This is a genomic window from Pontibacillus chungwhensis, from assembly GCF_030166655.1.
Classification (GTDB): domain Bacteria; phylum Bacillota; class Bacilli; order Bacillales; family BH030062; genus Pontibacillus.
On record NZ_CP126446.1, the window covers coordinates 2,938,785 to 2,956,247 of the forward strand.

A 17,463-nucleotide genomic window follows, 5' to 3' on the forward strand; every position below is an offset into this window, starting at 1 on the left:
TCTTATATGGTTTAGCCTTCAACACTCATCGTCAAATCAACGACTACACTTGGGCCTTGATCCTGGGCAAGCTTCACATCGTCTTCTGTAAGCTCGTCACCCTCGTTAAATAAAATATTGCCACGAGCATCGACGATATCTTTTTGAACCACTTTTCCTTTAAGGAGCTGTAGCTGTTTGTTGTGAATGCCTTCAAGTTTTGAAGCAGGCTTTTCTTTCTCCTCTTCTTCTACAACCTCTTCCACCTCTTCAGAAATAAGAGACGCAGAAGCTGACTCTTCCTCTGGGGTAACTTCTTCTACAAGCTCAAGCTGAGGTTCAACATCTTCTGGAACATCTTGATTCCATGCCCCTGTTGTCTCTTCACTTACAAGCGTACTTTCTAGCTCATCTTGGACAGAAGAGGCTGGCTGATCTTGTGGTACCGGTACAGGCTCAGCAGGAACGGTCTCTTTTACTTTCTCCTCTGCAGCTACAGCCACCGGCTCTTTCGTTACCGTTTCTTGTTGAGTAACTTTAGCTGGTGCCGATTCAGGTTCCCCTGTCAGTTCTTCAAGCGTTGTCACATGCTGCGTTAACGCTTCTTCGCTAACAATGGTCATATGCTCGCTGTAGGTCACAACTGAGGCACTTTCTAGAACCACTTCTTCATTCCCCATTTGTACGGATGCTGCGATTACTTTTCCAGTATCATCATTCACGTAATACTCCGTGACTTCTCCAATCAATTGTCCTTTACGAGTCATCACTTTAGAACCGATGATCTTCACTTTCTTATTAATTAACTCGTTTGCAATCGGAATCTCATCAAGGTCTAGAATCGCGGTTGTACTCTCAATTGTGACCGCATATTCCCCAACCCCGATTACCTTTTTAAACGGAATCGCTTTTACACTAACTTGCCAATCTTTATGTTCAATCGTTAGAAAATCAACATGTCCTTCGTCTGGATTAATGACAAGTGACTTAACTCTGCCGACTTCCTTTCCATCTACGATACTAATAATGGGCAATTCCGTAATTTCATGACTTCTTTTCATTGTTCATCACACCTATTTCTTTAGTAGTCTATGAATCTAAATTTTCTTTCGCGAAGTCTTGTATATACTCTAATTCAGCTACAATCATTGGATAATCTGAAAACTTGTCCAAAAGCTCATGGGTCCATTCATTTAATTTCTGATAATGCTGGTGCTCTATATGATGCTGCAAAAGCAGGGAGGCAAAGGTGTAATAGTCCTGGTCTGGCAGGGATGGTTGTAAAAACTTTTTAACGTACTGTGCATAATCGTCAGAGGACAAGATCTCTTCCTGAACCATAACTTCTTCTACAAGAGAATGAAGCATTTGCGTCTGGAACACACTCTTTAAAGGCTTCGCTATTTCTTCAGAAGGAGCTCCTTCTAAAGGAACTTCATCTTCTAGTGCATCTGGCTCATGATCAACCCACTCTACCATTTCAAATGCAGACTCATTACCTTCTAGTTCTTCGACTTCATCTTCTTGCTGAAAATCTTCATCGTCTAACGGCTCAAGGTCTTCCAGAACTTCCTCCCTAAGCGCCAATTCCTCTTCTTCATCCAACTCTTCTAGAGGCTCGAGTACATCTTCTTCATCAACCCATTCAGGAGCAGAATCTACCACTACATTCCCCTCGCCCCGATCATCTGTATAACCTTCATCAATGACCTCTAGGATAGAGGAACGATCCTCAAAGGAGTCCCCTAGAGCGTGTTCTTCTTCTGCCTCATCTTCTTCCATCCAATCAGAACGCGCGGCTAACAACTCTTCCTCAGGAGAAACAACTGGTTCATCTGTACTTAAAGGTTCCTCTTCTATTATGACATCTAATTCTGCTGGTTCTTCTTCGTCGCTTGCATCTGGTTCAACGTCTGATAACTCTTCTGCAAGAAGAACATCCTCTTCTTTACTATCGTCAGAACGGTTGTCTACTTCAACCGTTTGAGACACAATCAGATCTTCTTTCTCAACATCCATCTCTTCCTCAGCGTGTGCAACAGGTTCGATCTCCTTCTCTTCCTTATGTACAGCTTCATTTGAAACGGACGTATCACGGACAAGAACGAACTGCTGCAAGCGACGGTTTAACAATAATGCCGTTAAGAAAGCTAATAATACTAGTATCAAACTGCTTTGCCACCAGGCGAACGTGACCTTTGATGCATAAGTGGCCAAAGCGATTAATGCAGAAGCTCCGATTAAATAGAACTTCCCTTTCCGATCGAGTTGTATAGGTATGTAAGAGGCTCCTACTAAAAGAATGCCAACCGCAATAAGAGCGCCGATATATCCAACCACAATCTCACCTCTTCCTTAATTGGAAAAATGGTATCCTTCATCATCCAACAAATTGCTTATCAAGAAACTTCCATCAAAATTTTTGTAAAAAAATGGTCCTATAACCACCAGAGAGTGAATATGTAATGTTATAGAATCATTGTATAATAAAGTCAACCCATTTAAAAGGTCCTATTTCGACATCCGCCCACCGATAATGAGACCTATATTTCTTCCAAATTCACGATTTTTATAAAAAGAGATCCACAGAATTGAATTTTTTTAATTCCCTATTAAAAAACGGCTGAGCTCCTCACTCAGCCGCTTCTAACACCCGTTCATAGCTTGCTACTTTGTTTCGACCTTGCTGTTTCGCCCCCACATACATGGCCCGGTCTGCGTGGCGTACGAGTTCAATCGGACTTTCGCAATCTTCAGGGAAGGTCGCGACTCCCACACTTCCTGTGAGCCACACCTCTATATCCCCTTGCTGGTCGGTGATGTGTTCTTTCAGTCGGAACGGGACAGAAGAGATCTCGTGACGAAGCTTCTCTGCAATCGAGAGTCCCTTCTCTCTCCCTGCTCCTGGTAAGAAGGCTACAAATTCTTCTCCCCCATACCGTGCAACCGTCCCATCATTCCCTACGATATGTGATAAGCGATTCGCTAACTCACAAAGAGCTTCATTACCACTTTCATGTCCATAAGCATCGTTTACTTTCTTAAAATGATCCAAATCTAATAAAATAACAGAGGCGCATTCCTCTTCCTCTGATTGTTCGCATCTGTCAGCGTAGTCGCTGACGAGGTCTTCAAAGTAACGATAATTATACAGTTTCGTTAACGGACAAAGTTCACTTTTGCGCTTCGTTTCTTCATAGTGCCGCGCATTTTGAATGGCTACGGCCATATAGTTCGATAGGATCCCTACTAGCATAAGGTGGAATTTCTCATACGAGCGTTTCCTCGTAGAAGCAATGGTAATGATTCCTTCTATTTTGTTATTACGCTCAATGGGTACAGACATAATGCTCTCTACTTTTCTAGGAATAAGATCCGATTGAATCTGCTTCCATTGCTTCCTAGATTGATAGAGAATAGGTTCACCCTTAGCCAACACACCTTGACTAACCCCCTCGTATGATGAAAACTGAGGATTTTGAAACCCAATGCTTTTGCCACCATCGAAATATCGGATTAGTTCAAGATGATCTTGATTTTTTCGATCGAATATATAGATATAGTCAACGTGAAAAAGGACCGTTAAACTCTCGACGAATCGGTCCAACACTTCATCAACTTTTAAGCGACCTGTAAGTTCTTGACCAATTGAATTTGCCTGCTGTAAGTATTCGTTCACATGTTGACTGGCATAATAGAGCGTTAATATGAGGGACAACCCAACAAAAGGAAGCCCAACATAGTAGATTGCCGCAGCCCCAATTTCCATATATAAAACGTACAAGACAAATCCGATCGGCATTACAATCGCTGTATTCCCTAAATCCCAATAGAACTCTTTATCAAAAATGGATCCTTTATTCCCCAGAAAATAATTTCGTACAAAATAGATCACAACATGATTCAGAATGAACTGAGCTACAGCATACCCGATGATGGGGATGGCATCACTAGGTGTGTTAAAGGCTGATGGTCCATGGGTCCCCCCTAATATATAGTAGAAAAGGGCAGAGCCAAGGGACACAAATAGGAACATGGTCAAATTAAGAGGAAGCTTATACCAATAGGCTCTCGAGAGTTTTACTTTTGAGATCGAAACAATATAAGCAAGCTGAGTCATGATCATTTCGAAAAACAACCCAAAATACAAAAATACAGCAAGACTTATGCCATGAATGAAAATAATTGGGCTATTATTAATTACAATCGGAAATAGTGCTACTATGACGATCATAAATGCGAAGGAGAGAAGATCAAATTCCCTGCCTTGCGTCCCAGGGTTTGTTACCATATAAACGGTCGCTATAATCCCCGGCCAGAGTATTGCCCATATACTCCACAATGCCACTGTCTTCTGTTTTGATATCATCCCTCGCATCTCCTATCCCCGTCGCTCAAATCTTGTACTCCTCCGTTTATCGCTAGCCTTATTTAAGGTAATATTTAGTAAATACTAATACTTTTATCTTAGCACAGAACACCTATTTGTTCAAAAATTTCTGAATAGTTATGCTCATCTATTCAGAAATTTTTTGGATAAATTCTTTAACCCACGGGATCCAATAGAGGGACCCGGCGATAACTAGAACCTCTTCCTTAGAAGGATCCCATCTGTTATTTATATACGCCTTCCAATCTGAAGCTATTTCAGGATTTGAACTTGTAGAGAACGATGCGAGGTATTCAGGGCTAGAGGATCTTGCATGATCAAAGGTCGTGAATACGACTCTATCAAAAGCCTCTTCTAATAAAGGGATCATTTCAGCCAGGGGCTTATCCCGTAGAGCACTGTATAACAACGTTCTCTTCTTATCCGGATACAACTTACGAACTGTATAAATTAGCGACTCAGCCCCTGTTACATTATGCGCTCCGTCAATAATAATGGTGGGATTACTCGAAACCGTTTCAAATCTTCCTTCATACTCCACATCCCTAAACGACCTCACTGCCTGATCGATATGTACCCCTTCCATAAGTGATAGCCCCATTAAAGCCAAACTACTATTTTTCTGCTGGTGCTTCCCAGGGAGAGCGACACGGACCTCATCTATTTCATCCCACTCAGAGATAAATGAATATGCTTCTCCTATCTCCTTGATTGTAAATACCTCTCCCCATTGATAAAGGGGCGCATTCTTCTTTGCAGCCGTATCTTTCACAATCTGCTTCGCTTCTTCTTGCGTCACACCGGAAACAACAGGCGTTTCTACTTTAATAATCCCAGCCTTTTCAGATGTTATGGCTTCTATTGTATCCCCAAGAAAAGCTGTATGGTCCAGGTCAATCATTGTAATGATACTAAGGATCGGTTCGAGGACATTTGTAGAATCGCCCTTCCCTCCCATTCCAGCTTCAAATAAACTAATTGTTGCATAGTCACGAGAAAAGAGAATCGCCACCATAACAAGAAGTTCAAACTCAGACGGACCATCCTCATGTTCATCCATTTCCTTCACAACAGGGTACAGGCTATTGATATAATGGATAAAACGAGTTTCTGATATGGGTTCGTTTTGAAGAAAGATGTGTTCCCGAATCGTCTTAAATGATGGCGATACAAAACTACTTACTCTAAAGCCCTGGTCCATTAAGGCCTGCTTCATAAACGCAAGCGTTGACCCTTTCCCATTTGTCCCAGCGATGTGTACGGCTTTTATATCTTTATGAGGATTGTTCAATGCCTCGAGCATTTTATACATTCGGTTAAACCCGGGTTTAATTCCTAACCCTTTTCGGTCATTAAAAAATTTTTCGATTTGTTTCATCGTCGTAAACATATATGTACCTCCATTCCATCTTTATTTTATCCTATAATAGGATAGGTTCCAAAAACAGTTCCTATAGTAAGTTTAGGATGGGGCCGCCTGCTTTTGATGAGTGCTTGGGCTTGCCCGGGGACAACTCGCTTTCCTGCGGGGAGCTGGGGAGCCTCCTCGATCGCTATTGCTCTCTGTGGTGTCTCCCCTAGGCTCCTTACCCCGCGGGAGTCTCGCAGTCCCCGGGCAATCCCTTCCTTAATTTTACTAACGGCCCCTCCTTAAGGAGGGGTGAGATCACTCGCCGCCTACTATGATTTGGCAACGTTATACTTTATAAAAGCTACCTTATAACGGGGATACACCCACTACACAACTCATCACATAAAGGAGTGATTCTATGCACGGATGGATCGTTTATAACGGGCATTTGAGAAGCCCTAAATTTCTAGGTTACGCTAAGCTGATACAAGAGGCTGCGCAGGGTAAGGGTGTTTCAATGGACATTTATCAGAATCAAGAACTGCTGAGTACCCTTTCTAGTCATGGTATGGACATTACCGGGGTCTCTCTAAAAGAGCGCCCTGATTTTGTTATATTTGGCGACAAAGATATCTTGCTTGCGCGTCAGCTAGAGGCAATGGGGATTCCTGTCTTTAATTCAGCCGCTTCCATCGAGGCCTGTGATCATAAAGGCTTGATGTACCAACAGTTAGCTTCTGCAAGGCTTCCTATACCGCAAACCATTTTAGGGCCTAAGATCTTTATAAAAACAGATGATCTTAATCTGAACCATCTGATCGATGAGGGAGAGAAATTAGGTTTTCCTCTTATTATAAAAGAAGCGTATGGATCTTTTGGTGAGCAGGTTTATCTTGTACATACGAAAGATGAAATGATAGAGAAGGTAAAAGAAATTCACAATCGACCCTTCCTTCTGCAAGAGTTCATCTCGGCTAGTTATGGACGGGACGTGCGTCTTAACGTAGTCGGAGAGAAAGTGGTGGCTTCTATGCTTCGGTACTCGGAGAATGATTTTAGGGCTAACATAACTACGGGCGGGAAGATGGAACCTTACACTCCTTCACAAGCAGAGGAAGAGCTTGCGATCAGAGCAAGTAAGGCGATTGGAACCGCTTTTTGCGGAGTAGACCTTCTATATGATGAAGACGAACAGCCGGTTATTTGCGAAGTGAATGGCAATGCTCAAATTCGAAACATCTATGAATGCACAGGCATTAATGTAGCCGACGCAATGATGGACTATGTTATAGAGCGCCTCTCAAAGAAAGGAAATCAAGCACTATGAATGGATGGCTCATCTATGCAGGACAGGACGCCCGTCGCAACAAGTCTTTCATCGATTGGATGATGGAAGAGGCTACTTGCGCGGGACTCGACCTCACTTTCGTATCGAAAGAAGACTTAACTATAGGCGTAAAGAACGGAAATTCTGTTGTGCTCTTTCAAGGTAAAGACGTTCCTTTGCCATCGTTCGCCATCATAAGAACAATCGATCCAATGCTTACTCTACAATTAGAAGCATGCGGGATAGAAACGTTCAATTCTTCTAGAATTAGTGAAATCTGTAACGATAAAGCGAAAACCCACCAGTATCTGGCCCCTCACTCTATTCCGATGATGGATACGTTCTTTATAAAGGGAGCTGATTTCCCGCCAGCGAATCCTCCACTCCCTTACCCATACATCGTTAAAAGGGTTGATTCAAGAGGAGGGAGAGATGTTCATTGGATCGATTCAATAAAGCGTGCCACAGAGCTCGCCGATCGCCTTAAAGAGCATAACCTGATCCTTCAACAACCAGCTCCTGTACTCGGGAAGGACTTACGCGTATTTGTCGTGGGAGATGAGATTGTAGCAGCTATTCTGCGAGAAAGTAACTCTGACTTTAAGGCCAACTATACACTCGGAGGATCTGCCAGACTGTATTCATTATCAGACGAAGAAAAGAATCACATACACCGGATTATGAAGCTTTTTTCATTTGGGATGGTCGGGATTGACTTCTTATTTGATGAAGAAGGCAATCTCTTATTGAATGAAATCGAAGATGTGGTTGGCAGCCGAACGCTAAGTGCAAAGAGCTCCATTAACATTGTGGAGAAATATATGAATCATATCGCCCATGTACTAAAAAACTCCGTCTAGCTTAGCTAGACGGAGTTTTTTCATTAGGACTGTAGTTCTTTAATACGAGCATCAACTTTATCGCGTTTGTCGATATAGTCCTGTTCTTTATCACGCTCAGCTTGAACAATGTGTTCAGGAGCTTTGTTTACGAATTTATCGTTTGAGAGCTTCTTCTGTACAAGCTGTACTTCAGAATCCCACTTCTCGCGTTCTTTTTTCAGACGAGCAATTTCTTCTTCAATATCGATCAAGCCTTCAAGCGGCAGATACAGTTCAGCACCTGTGATAACGGCTGACATTGCTTTGTCAGGTGCAGTCAGGTTCGCATCAATGATAAGCTCGCTTGGGTTACAGAAACGATCTAAATAATGACGGTTCTCTTCTAACTGGTTCGCGATCTCTTCTGTGTTCGCTTTAATCATCAGCTGAATTTGTTTAGACATTGGTGTGTCTACTTCAGCGCGGATGTTACGAACAGAGCGAATGATGGCTACTAGCTGTTTCATTTGCTCAGAAGCCTCTTCATGGTGAAGATCCTCGCGTTTCTCAGGCCAGCTTGCTACCGTTATGGACTCGCCCTTAGTCGGAAGTGCTTGCCAGATTTCCTCTGTGATAAATGGCATGAATGGATGAAGCATGCGCATTGTGTTATCTAATACGTACGCAAGGATTGAGCGAGTGGTTTTCTTCTTCGCTTCGTCCTCTCCGTATAGTGGAAGCTTCGCCATTTCAATATACCAATCACAGAAGTCATCCCAGATAAAGTTATAAAGGTGACGTCCTGCTTCACCAAACTCATATTTATCTACGTTTCGCGTTACTTGCTCAACGGTTTCATTCAAGCGAGTTAAGATCCAGTGATCCGCTACAGATTTCTCACCTGTAAGGTCGATTTCTTCATACGTAATGCCGTCCATATTCATCAGAGCAAAACGGGAAGCGTTCCAAATCTTATTCGCAAAGTTCCACGTAGACTCTACTTTTTCCCATTGGAAACGAAGGTCCTGGCCTGGAGTTGAACCTGTTGCTAAGAAGTAACGTAAGGAGTCTGCACCGTATTTGTCAATGACATCCATTGGATCAACACCGTTGCCAAGGGATTTACTCATCTTACGTCCTTCCGCATCACGCACAAGGCCGTGGATAAGAACGTCTTTGAATGGGCGACGTTCTGTAAACTCAATGGATTGGAAGATCATACGAGAAACCCAGAAGAAGATAATGTCATACCCTGTTACAAGAACATCTGTTGGGAAGTAACGTTTGTAATCTTCGTTCTCTTCATCAGGCCAGCCCATTGTTGAGAAAGGCCATAATGCAGAGGAGAACCATGTATCAAGAACATCTTCATCTTGTTCCCAGTTCTCAATGTCTTCTGGTTCTTCAAGACCTACGTATACCTCACCAGTTTCTTTATGGTACCAGGCCGGAATACGGTGGCCCCACCATAGTTGACGGGAAATACACCAGTCACGAATGTTTTCCATCCAGTTCAAGTACGTTTTCTCGAAACGATCTGGAACGAAATTAACTTTGTCATTACCTTCTTGAAGCTTGATTGCTTCTTCAGCTAGTGGCTGCATGTTCACAAACCACTGTGTAGATAAGTATGGTTCCACTACCGCGCCACTACGCTCTGAGTGTCCAACAGAATGCATATGCTCTTCAATTTCGAATAAGATTCCGTCCTCTTGAAGATCTTTCACAAGTTGCTTACGACACTCGAAACGATCCATGCCTTGATACTTGCTGGCATTCTCGTTCATCGATCCATCTTCATTCATAACAAGAATACGTTCTAGATTGTGACGATTTCCAATTTCAAAGTCATTTGGATCGTGAGCAGGTGTAATTTTTACCGCTCCGCTACCAAATTCCATGTCCACATAGTCATCGCCTACGATTTCGATTTCGCGACCTACGATTGGAAGCGTAACTTTCTTCCCAATTAGGTGCTTATAACGATCATCTTCAGGGTGAACCGCAACCGCTGTATCTCCAAGCATCGTTTCAGGACGCGTTGTAGCAATTTCGATATGGCCTGATCCGTCCGCTAACGGATATTTCATGTGGTAGAAATGCCCTTGAACATCCTGATAGATGACTTCAATGTCAGATAGGGCCGTTTTGGTCGTCGGGTCCCAGTTGATAATATATTCGCCGCGATAGATATAATCTTTCTCATAAAGCGTTACGAACACTTCACGAACAGCATCCGAAAGGCCATTGTCTAATGTGAAACGCTCGCGAGAATAGTCTAAGCCAAGACCAAGCTTTTCCCATTGCTTACGGATAAAGGTCGCATACTCTTCTTTCCATTCCCAAGACTTCTCAAGGAATTTCTCACGACCAAGGTCATAGCGAGAGGTACCTTGTTCTTTTAGCTTTGCTTCTACTTTAGCCTGTGTCGCAATACCAGCATGGTCCATACCCGGAAGCCATAACACATCATAGCCTTGCATACGTTTTACACGTGTAATGATGTCTTGTAAGGTGGTATCCCATGCGTGGCCAAGGTGTAATTTACCTGTTACGTTTGGGGGCGGGATTACGACCGTGAACGGTTCTTTCGTTTTGTCATCTTTTGCTTCAAAAAATTTGCCATCTACCCAATAATCATAGCGACCTTTCTCAATCGCATTTGGGTCATATTTCGTTGGAAGAGATACTTCATGATTCTCCATACGAGTTCCTCCTTTATCGCCTATACCGGAAAGGGAATGTGCACAAAAAAATCCATTTCATCCTTAGAAAAGGACGAAATGGATTCGCGGTACCACCTTTATTTTATAGACGACTCCTGTCATCTATACACTTCTTACATAACGGAGTATTCTCCGGCCTCTTCTACTATCGGTTTCAAAGAGACAGCATCTGGGGCGACCTTCTGAGCGCAAGGACCTGGAAATCTCTCAGCGAATGATTTCCTCTCTGAAAGGCTTGCGTTTCATACTCTTCCCCTTCACGGCATTTATCGATTTTCTTGTACTTGTTATTTTATCCACATTCCATCTGTTAAGTCAACCTATTTAGTAAAGTTTTTCAGTCACACTGACAGCCTGTGGGGACATATACTAATGAAAAGCAATAAAGGAGGTTATGCCCTGTGGCACGTTTTTATCGTTACAAGCTCCCACCCTGGTGCCGACAATGGTTAATCATCATTGAGCGCTGCGTGTTGCCGATCGCCTTCTTCCAACTCGTGCGGACGCTTCTCTTTCCAACAACCTTTGATGTTTTCCTACTCGGAATCATGATTGGTTTGTATTTCGCTTTTCATCTTGAGTGGATTTAGCCATTCTCTGCTTGTTCTTCCTGATACAAACGCGCCTGCTCGATTTGTTCCTGAACATCTAAGGCATGGCGAAGAACATAGTAAGAACGCTCAAACTTTTGTACAAGAAACGGCTGCCCGATCGCCTGGGAGTCGTTTACATATGATTCAATTTGTCGAATATAAGACTCTGGATTCAATAGAAACAGAGCCAATAAGCACCTCTCACTATTTAAAAGTGGAAGTTGTTCTTCATAATAAGAAAACGTCGAGATAAGCTGATCGACAGGAGCATCATGATAACGAAGAACGTGATAGAAATACGTTGTAATGTCATAGGCAGGATAATACGTTTTGGAACGCTCCCAGTTTAATAGATAGGGCTTTGAATCATCATAAAGAAAATGACTCGGCTTCACATTCCCATGGATCAGGGCTGTCCGGACCTGTTTATCTTCTTCTAAATCATCTAAGAAACGATCACACCAGTCCATACTGATCTCGCACACTTTATCAAGATCTCTGTAATGCGTGCAGATCTGTAATTCAACAGGGGACATGTAGTGATGCTCTTCAAATGTCTGCACCCACTTCGCTAGTGACTCCCTATACTGCTGCAGCTGAGTCTTCCGATTGTTCATTCTCTCTTCATAATCTTCCCGTTTCACCACTTCTGTATGGAGTGTACGCTTATGCATTTTTCCAATCGTCCTATAGAGCTGCTCAAATGGATAAGGCGGGGTATCACGATTCGGCGTATCCATCCAGGGCATCACATAATAAATATGATCCCCATAGGATACATAAAGTTCTTTATTAGCTGCCATATATAAAGGCATAACGTGTTGAAATTGATAATTTTCAATTTGTCGATACGTTTCAAGCCAATGATGGAGCGTACGCTCATCCATTTCTGAACGTTTCACAGCTACGGGACCTACTGGGGTATAGGCTTTCGTAACTTTATCTGAGTATTGTTCCATTTCATAAGCCGTTAATCCATAAAACGATAATACATCCACCACTTCCTGATTCATCTTTGGTTCACTCCCTTCGCCTTAACGAACATTTAAATAACCACCTATATAAAATCCTGCAACGAATGACGTTGCAGGATTTTTAAGATTTTCTCTCATTAAGCTTTAGCTGGTATATAGAGGATCTGCCCAGCACTTACATCCTCGTCTCCTAAATTATTCACACGACTCAGGTGAGTTGGAGGTATTTTGTATTTATGGGCAATCGAGCCTAATGTATCATCTTCTTGAACAATACACATTCTCATTTTGGCGTAGGATTCATCGTGACGCTCAAACATAGATGTTAGATAACGAGCATCCTGAGGCGCTTCTTCCTCACGACTTTCCTCTGAGGATTCTTCTGAAGACTCTTCAAACTCATAGCTTTCCATACTTTCCTCAGATTCCTCTTCATTTTCTTGAGCTTGCTCATCCACCTTGCCAAAGAATTCAGAAAGGGTCTGGGTTTGCTTATACTTCCAGCGACCGCCCTCTTGCTCTTCAAGCTCACCAGCATCCTTGGCATGATCTTGTTCCTCTACCTCAGCTACCACTTCTTCAACCTCTTCTTCGCGTGAATCCATCTCAAGAACTTCTTCCTCTTCCTCCTGATAGGTCACATCAAAGTTGAAAGGTTGGGTATCGACCTCTTCATACGACTCTTCTACCACTTCTTCATATCGTGATTCTTCACTCACTCCATGGATAGCGACGGTAGCATTTAATTTTAATTGACCTTTCTCTGGTAGTTCGTAATCAAAAGAATCAATGCTTACAGTCACATCATCCATCGATTGAATCCGGCTTTTAGGAATCGAGATCTCAACCGGGAACCGGTGATAGAATTCACTCACACCATCATCATGGATGTCTACATTCTCAATAGTCCGCTTAGAAGCATGATCCCGTAAGGAAAGTATTTGATTCTCCTCTTCTTCCCCTTCTTCAGAAGAGCGGAAATACTCACCACCAAGTTCGATGACACCCCTAATTGAAACGGTATCTCCATACTCCTGAATCGATATATCCGGCTCAAGAGAAATGCCCATAAACTCTTCTACTTCCTGTCCTCTTTTAAACCAAAGAGATTCATTTAAGTGAAAGCTAAACACGTTTTGTTCTTCATATGTCAAGCGCTTCTCCTCCCTTCAATGTACACGCATGACCTTTCGAGCGCCTATGTCATTCTAGATATATGAGAGGGAAGAAAAAATTATGCCTAATCGCGCTTTTACAGAGAAAAACCCCCTCATCCTAATACATGATGAGGGGGTCGATTTTATGCCTATAATGAAGCAAAAGCTTTCTTCGTTGCTTCGATTGTTTTCTCAATATCTTCATCGGTGTGCTTCGTGGATAAGAACATCCCTTCAAATTGGGAAGGAGGTAAATAGATGCCTTCTTCAATCATCGCACGGTAATACTGAGCGAAACGATCTGTGTTTGATTTCTTCGCCGTATCGTAATTGGTAACCTCTCCCTCATTAAAGAAGAAAGCGACCATCGAACCTGCGCGGTTGACCGTAAGAGGAATGTTATAAGCTTCCGCAGCCTCTTCAAACCCTTCTACTAAACGATCTACCTTCTTATTAATTTCCTGATAAGAGGTTTCTGTTAACGCATTTAATGTTTCAAAACCTGCTGCCATAGCAAGAGGGTTTCCTGATAATGTACCCGCTTGATAAATCGGACCAGTCGGCGCAATCATCTCCATGATTTCTTTCTTACCGCCATAGGCGCCTACAGGCAGGCCTCCACCAATTACTTTTCCAAGACAAGTTAAATCAGGTGTCACACCATAGTACCCTTGGGCACAGTTATAATCCACGCGGAACCCTGTCATCACTTCATCAAAGATTAGCAAGGAACCATGGTCTTCTGTAATCGTTCTAAGCTCTTGCAGGAACCCTTCATTAGGAGGGACTACACCCATATTTCCGGAGACCGGTTCAACAATAACACCGGCAATATCATCACCGAATTCGTTAAAAGCATAGCGAAGGCTCTCAACGTCATTGTAAGGGACCGTAATGGTGTTCTTAGCAATGCCTTCTGGAACGCCAGGAGAGTCTGGTAAACCAAGTGTCGCCACTCCAGATCCTGCTTTAATCAGCAAGGAATCCCCGTGTCCATGATAGTTTCCTTCGAATTTAAGGATTTTATTTTTACCTGTATAGCCTCTGGCTAAACGAAGAGCACTCATAGTAGCCTCTGTTCCAGAGTTCACCATACGCACCATTTCAATAGACGGTACACGGTCAATAACGAGTTCTGCCAAGTCATTTTCAAGCTTAGTAGGGGCTCCGAAACTTGTCCCAAGATCAGTGATCTCTTTTAATCTTGAAACCACGTTCTCATCGGCGTGGCCTAAGATTAATGGACCGTAACTAAGGACATAATCAATGTACTCATTGCCATCAATATCGTAGATTTTAGAGCCTTTCCCCTTTTCCATGAAGATTGGATCCATGCCAACTGATTTAGAGGCACGGACTGGGGAATTGACTCCACCCGGCATATACTGCACGGCCTTCTGGTATGCTTCCTTCGATTGATTCATCTCACGCATCATGACAACTCCTTTTTCGATTTATGATTCAGACAAGTAACGAGCAACGTCTTTAGCAAAATACGTAATAATTAAATCTGCTCCTGCTCGTTTCATTGATGTTAACTTTTCTAGTACGATTTCTTTTTCATTGACCCAACCATTCTGTGCAGCCGCTTTAATCATGGAATATTCTCCACTTACGTTATAGGCCACTACAGGTAAAGGATAGCGGTCCTTTACTTCTCTCATGATATCCAAATAGGCAAGCGCTGGCTTCACAATAAGGAAGTCTGCTCCTTCTTCCACATCAGACTGAGCCTCACGAATGGCCTCAAGACGATTAGCGGGATCCATTTGGTACGCACGACGATCGCCAAATTGAGGCGAGCTATGAGCCGCATCACGGAACGGTCCGTAAAATGAAGAAGCATATTTCACTGCATAAGACATAATAGGTGTATTTACGAATCCAGCTTCATCTAATCCGCGGCGAATGGCAGCAACAAATCCATCCATCATATTAGAAGGAGCAATGATATCTGCGCCAGCTTTCGCTTGACTCACTGCCGTTTCTACAATTAGTTCAAGAGATTCATCATTCACAATTTCTCCATCACGCACGACACCGCAATGTCCGTGGTCTGTGTACTGGCAAAGACATGTATCCGCTACAACCGTTAAACTTGGCACATCTTCTTTGACCTGACGGATCGCTTTTTGAACAATGCCTGTTTCGCAATAGGCTTGTGAGCCTGTCTCATCTTTTTCATGGGGTACCCCAAAAAGAATGACAGAACGAATGCCTAAGTCTTCTAATTCTTGCATCTCAGCCGTTAAATAATCCAGGGAAACTTGATACACACCTGGCATCGAGGATACTTCATTCTTTATGTTTTCCCCTTCTACTACAAATATCGGAAAAATTAAATCCTCTTTATTTAAATGGGTCTCACGTACTAATGAACGCATGGATTCAGTTGTACGAAGACGACGATGACGTTTAAACTGTAAGTCTTTCATTAATCATCTATTCCTTTCTCATGAAAATATCTCTCTAGCGCTTCACACATGCCCTCCACCGTTTGATGCTCGGGTACGCATCGCCGAGTAAACCCAGCTTGTTCAGCTTCCTTCTCTGTAGTGGAACCAATACACAGGCACAATGTCGAGCGCACATGCTCGAACAAGGAAGGTTTAAGAAGTTGGGTAAAAGCTTGTACAGTTGAAGGGCTCGTAAAGGTTAAGGCATCTAATTGATTGTTTTGTATTGCTTTATTTAAAGCCTCTTCCATTTTAACATTTACACGCGTCTCATACATAATTGCTGTTTCTACATCATAGTAGGGTTGAATGATCTCAACGACCTTCTGACGGGCTAAATTACCCTGAACAACTAAAACTGGTCCACTGCCCTTTTCTTGTAAGAAAGCCGCACCGAGCGCTTCCCCTGTATATGTATCAGGCATGAAATGGGGACTCAGATCATAATCAGCTAATGCCTTGGCTGTTTTCATTCCTACTGTCGCAATCTGCTTATCTTTAAAGGCATGCTTTGGAATATGGTAACGCTCACATAACTCCATAAAAAAATGAACGCCGTTCGAACTCGTAAATAGAAGCCAGTTAAACGTGTGTAGGCGCTCTAATACTCTTCTATTCTCCTCAGAGGGAACACTTGTAAAATAAAGAAGCGGAATTTCGATTGAAATCCCGCTCTTTTGTTCAATACACCTTGTAAAAGAAGCCGCTTGCTCCGAAGCTCGTGTTACAAGAATCTTTCTCCCTTTTAAAGGATCCATTACTGATCGAGCTCTTCTCTTACAGTCTCAATAATCTCCGCTCCACCGCGGGCTTTGATCTTATCTGCTGCTTCTCGCCCAACTTCATAAGGGTCCTGACCGCGAACTTCTTCTTTTAGGATCGTTTCCCCATCTGGAGTACCGACCATAGCCGTTAGGATAATGTCGTCTCCTTCTAAGTAAGCGTAACCGCCAATCGGAACCTGGCAGCCCCCATTTAATAAATCTAAGAAAGTACGCTCAGCCATAACCGTACGGTGAGTATAAGCGTGATTCAGCTGATCCATTAGATCACGGATTTCCTGATCGTCTTCCCGGCATTCAATCGCAAGTGCCCCTTGGCCAACAGCCGGCACACAAACATCTGGCTCTAAATATTCAGTGATGACATCATCAGACCAACCCATACGTTTAAGACCTGCTGTAGCAAGGACGATCGCATCGAAATCTTCTTCTTTTAACTTACGTAGTCGCGTATCAATATTGCCTCGAATGGACTTGATCTGTAAGTCGGGTCTTGCTGCTAGCACTTGGGCAGCACGACGCAGACTACTTGTCCCAACTATTGACCCTTCAGGAAGATCGCGAAAGGCTACATTATCATTGGCGATATAAGCATCACGGTGGTCTTCACGAATCGGGATACATCCAATCGTTAGCCCTTCAGGCGTTTCAGCTGGCATGTCCTTCATACTGTGAACAGCCATATCAATTTCTTTGTCATACATAGCTTGCTCAATTTCTTTAACAAATAAGCCTTTGCCACCGACCTTAGAGAGGGTAACGTCTAAGATTTGGTCCCCTTTGGTCACAATCTTTTTCACTTCGTATTCATTTTCTGGTGCAATCTCTTTTAATTTCTCAATAACCCAATCGGTCTGGGTTAAAGCCAATTGGCTCTTTCTGCTTCCGATTACGATTTTGCGCATAA

14 protein-coding genes and 1 other annotated feature are annotated in these 17,463 nt (G+C 42.9%); of the genes, 3 read left to right on the forward strand and 11 right to left on the reverse strand.

Annotated features, from left to right (window positions below):
- Nucleotides 1-11 precede the first annotated feature (11 nt).
- From QNI29_RS15335 to QNI29_RS15350, 4 genes are all read right to left on the reverse strand, one after another.
- Nucleotides 12-1,040 (reverse strand): PRC-barrel domain-containing protein, encoded by a 1,029-nt coding sequence (locus tag QNI29_RS15335; RefSeq protein WP_231417353.1) that lies wholly within the window; start codon nt 1,038-1,040, stop codon nt 12-14.
- 28 nt (nt 1,041-1,068) lie between these two features.
- Complete coding sequence (locus QNI29_RS15340; RefSeq protein WP_231417354.1) at nt 1,069-2,319, reverse strand: hypothetical protein; 1,251 nt, start codon at nt 2,317-2,319, stop codon at nt 1,069-1,071.
- Nucleotides 2,320-2,611: 292 nt separating this feature from the next.
- Nucleotides 2,612-4,348 carry a sensor domain-containing diguanylate cyclase gene (locus QNI29_RS15345; RefSeq protein WP_231417355.1) on the reverse strand — a complete coding sequence of 579 codons (1,737 nt, stop codon included), beginning with the start codon at nt 4,346-4,348 and terminating at the stop codon, nt 2,612-2,614.
- Nucleotides 4,349-4,496: 148 nt separating this feature from the next.
- Nucleotides 4,497-5,759: a bifunctional folylpolyglutamate synthase/dihydrofolate synthase gene (locus tag QNI29_RS15350; protein ID WP_231417356.1), complete on the reverse strand. Its 1,263-nt coding sequence runs from the start codon at nt 5,757-5,759 to the stop codon at nt 4,497-4,499.
- 379 nt (nt 5,760-6,138) lie between these two features.
- On the opposite strand from QNI29_RS15350, the gene QNI29_RS15355 reads away from it, so the two are divergent.
- Complete coding sequence (locus tag QNI29_RS15355) at nt 6,139-7,047, forward strand: ATP-grasp domain-containing protein (RefSeq protein ID WP_231417357.1); 909 nt, start codon at nt 6,139-6,141, stop codon at nt 7,045-7,047.
- Nucleotides 7,044-7,907 carry an ATP-grasp domain-containing protein gene (locus QNI29_RS15360; RefSeq protein WP_231417358.1) on the forward strand — a complete coding sequence of 288 codons (864 nt, stop codon included), beginning with the start codon at nt 7,044-7,046 and terminating at the stop codon, nt 7,905-7,907. Before QNI29_RS15355 ends, QNI29_RS15360 begins: the two co-directional genes overlap by 4 nt.
- 23 nt (nt 7,908-7,930) lie before the next feature.
- Here QNI29_RS15360 and QNI29_RS15365 read toward each other — a convergent pair whose 3' ends face one another.
- Nucleotides 7,931-10,573 carry a valine--tRNA ligase gene (locus tag QNI29_RS15365; protein WP_231417359.1) on the reverse strand — a complete coding sequence of 881 codons (2,643 nt, stop codon included), beginning with the start codon at nt 10,571-10,573 and terminating at the stop codon, nt 7,931-7,933.
- Nucleotides 10,574-10,639: 66 nt separating this feature from the next.
- Nucleotides 10,640-10,864, reverse strand: a binding site (T-box leader).
- Nucleotides 10,865-10,995: 131 nt separating this feature from the next.
- Between QNI29_RS15365 and QNI29_RS15370 the strand changes: the two genes are divergently transcribed.
- On the forward strand, nt 10,996-11,184 hold the full coding sequence (locus tag QNI29_RS15370) for a hypothetical protein (protein ID WP_231417360.1): 189 nt from the start codon (nt 10,996-10,998) through the stop codon (nt 11,182-11,184).
- On the opposite strand, the gene QNI29_RS15375 is transcribed toward QNI29_RS15370, so the two are convergent.
- The 6 genes from QNI29_RS15375 to hemC all read right to left on the reverse strand — a co-directional run bounded on the left by QNI29_RS15375 (nt 11,181) and on the right by hemC (nt 17,461).
- The gene (locus QNI29_RS15375) at nt 11,181-12,200 is read right to left on the reverse strand and encodes a phosphotransferase (RefSeq protein WP_231417361.1); all 1,020 of its coding nucleotides are present in this window, start codon (nt 12,198-12,200) and stop codon (nt 11,181-11,183) included. The genes QNI29_RS15370 and QNI29_RS15375 overlap by 4 nt on opposite strands.
- A 98-nt stretch (nt 12,201-12,298) precedes the next feature.
- Nucleotides 12,299-13,315 carry a stage VI sporulation protein D gene (gene spoVID / locus QNI29_RS15380; protein WP_231417362.1) on the reverse strand — a complete coding sequence of 339 codons (1,017 nt, stop codon included), beginning with the start codon at nt 13,313-13,315 and terminating at the stop codon, nt 12,299-12,301.
- 152 nt (nt 13,316-13,467) lie between these two features.
- Entirely contained in the window at nt 13,468-14,751 is a 1,284-nt protein-coding gene (hemL, locus tag QNI29_RS15385; protein ID WP_231417607.1) for a glutamate-1-semialdehyde 2,1-aminomutase, read from the reverse strand.
- Between the two features lie 21 nt (nt 14,752-14,772).
- Complete coding sequence (gene hemB, locus QNI29_RS15390) at nt 14,773-15,753, reverse strand: porphobilinogen synthase (RefSeq protein WP_231417363.1); 981 nt, start codon at nt 15,751-15,753, stop codon at nt 14,773-14,775.
- Nucleotides 15,753-16,532: a uroporphyrinogen-III synthase gene (locus QNI29_RS15395; protein ID WP_231417364.1), complete on the reverse strand. Its 780-nt coding sequence runs from the start codon at nt 16,530-16,532 to the stop codon at nt 15,753-15,755. The genes hemB and QNI29_RS15395 overlap by 1 nt, the downstream gene beginning before the upstream one ends.
- Nucleotides 16,532-17,461: a hydroxymethylbilane synthase gene (gene hemC / locus QNI29_RS15400; protein WP_231417365.1), complete on the reverse strand. Its 930-nt coding sequence runs from the start codon at nt 17,459-17,461 to the stop codon at nt 16,532-16,534. The genes QNI29_RS15395 and hemC overlap by 1 nt, the downstream gene beginning before the upstream one ends.
- Nucleotides 17,462-17,463: the final 2 nt, after the last annotated feature.

Bases quoted from the DNA above. Each gene is read 5' to 3' on its own strand.
- QNI29_RS15345 (WP_231417355.1), bottom strand. From the start codon at position 4,348: ATGATATCAAAACAGAAGACAGTGGCATTGTGGAGTATATGGGCAATA.
- hemB (WP_231417363.1), bottom strand. From the start codon at position 15,753: ATGAAAGACTTACAGTTTAAACGTCATCGTCGTCTTCGTACAACTGAA.
- QNI29_RS15335 (WP_231417353.1), bottom strand. From the start codon at position 1,040: ATGAAAAGAAGTCATGAAATTACGGAATTGCCCATTATTAGTATCGTA.
- hemL (WP_231417607.1), bottom strand. From the start codon at position 14,751: ATGCGTGAGATGAATCAATCGAAGGAAGCATACCAGAAGGCCGTGCAG.
- QNI29_RS15355 (WP_231417357.1), top strand. From the start codon at position 6,139: ATGCACGGATGGATCGTTTATAACGGGCATTTGAGAAGCCCTAAATTT.
- QNI29_RS15375 (WP_231417361.1), bottom strand. From the start codon at position 12,200: ATGAATCAGGAAGTGGTGGATGTATTATCGTTTTATGGATTAACGGCT.
- QNI29_RS15365 (WP_231417359.1), bottom strand. From the start codon at position 10,573: ATGGAGAATCATGAAGTATCTCTTCCAACGAAATATGACCCAAATGCG.
- QNI29_RS15395 (WP_231417364.1), bottom strand. From the start codon at position 16,532: ATGGATCCTTTAAAAGGGAGAAAGATTCTTGTAACACGAGCTTCGGAG.
- QNI29_RS15350 (WP_231417356.1), bottom strand. From the start codon at position 5,759: ATGTTTACGACGATGAAACAAATCGAAAAATTTTTTAATGACCGAAAA.
- QNI29_RS15360 (WP_231417358.1), top strand. From the start codon at position 7,044: ATGAATGGATGGCTCATCTATGCAGGACAGGACGCCCGTCGCAACAAG.
- hemC (WP_231417365.1), bottom strand. From the start codon at position 17,461: ATGCGCAAAATCGTAATCGGAAGCAGAAAGAGCCAATTGGCTTTAACC.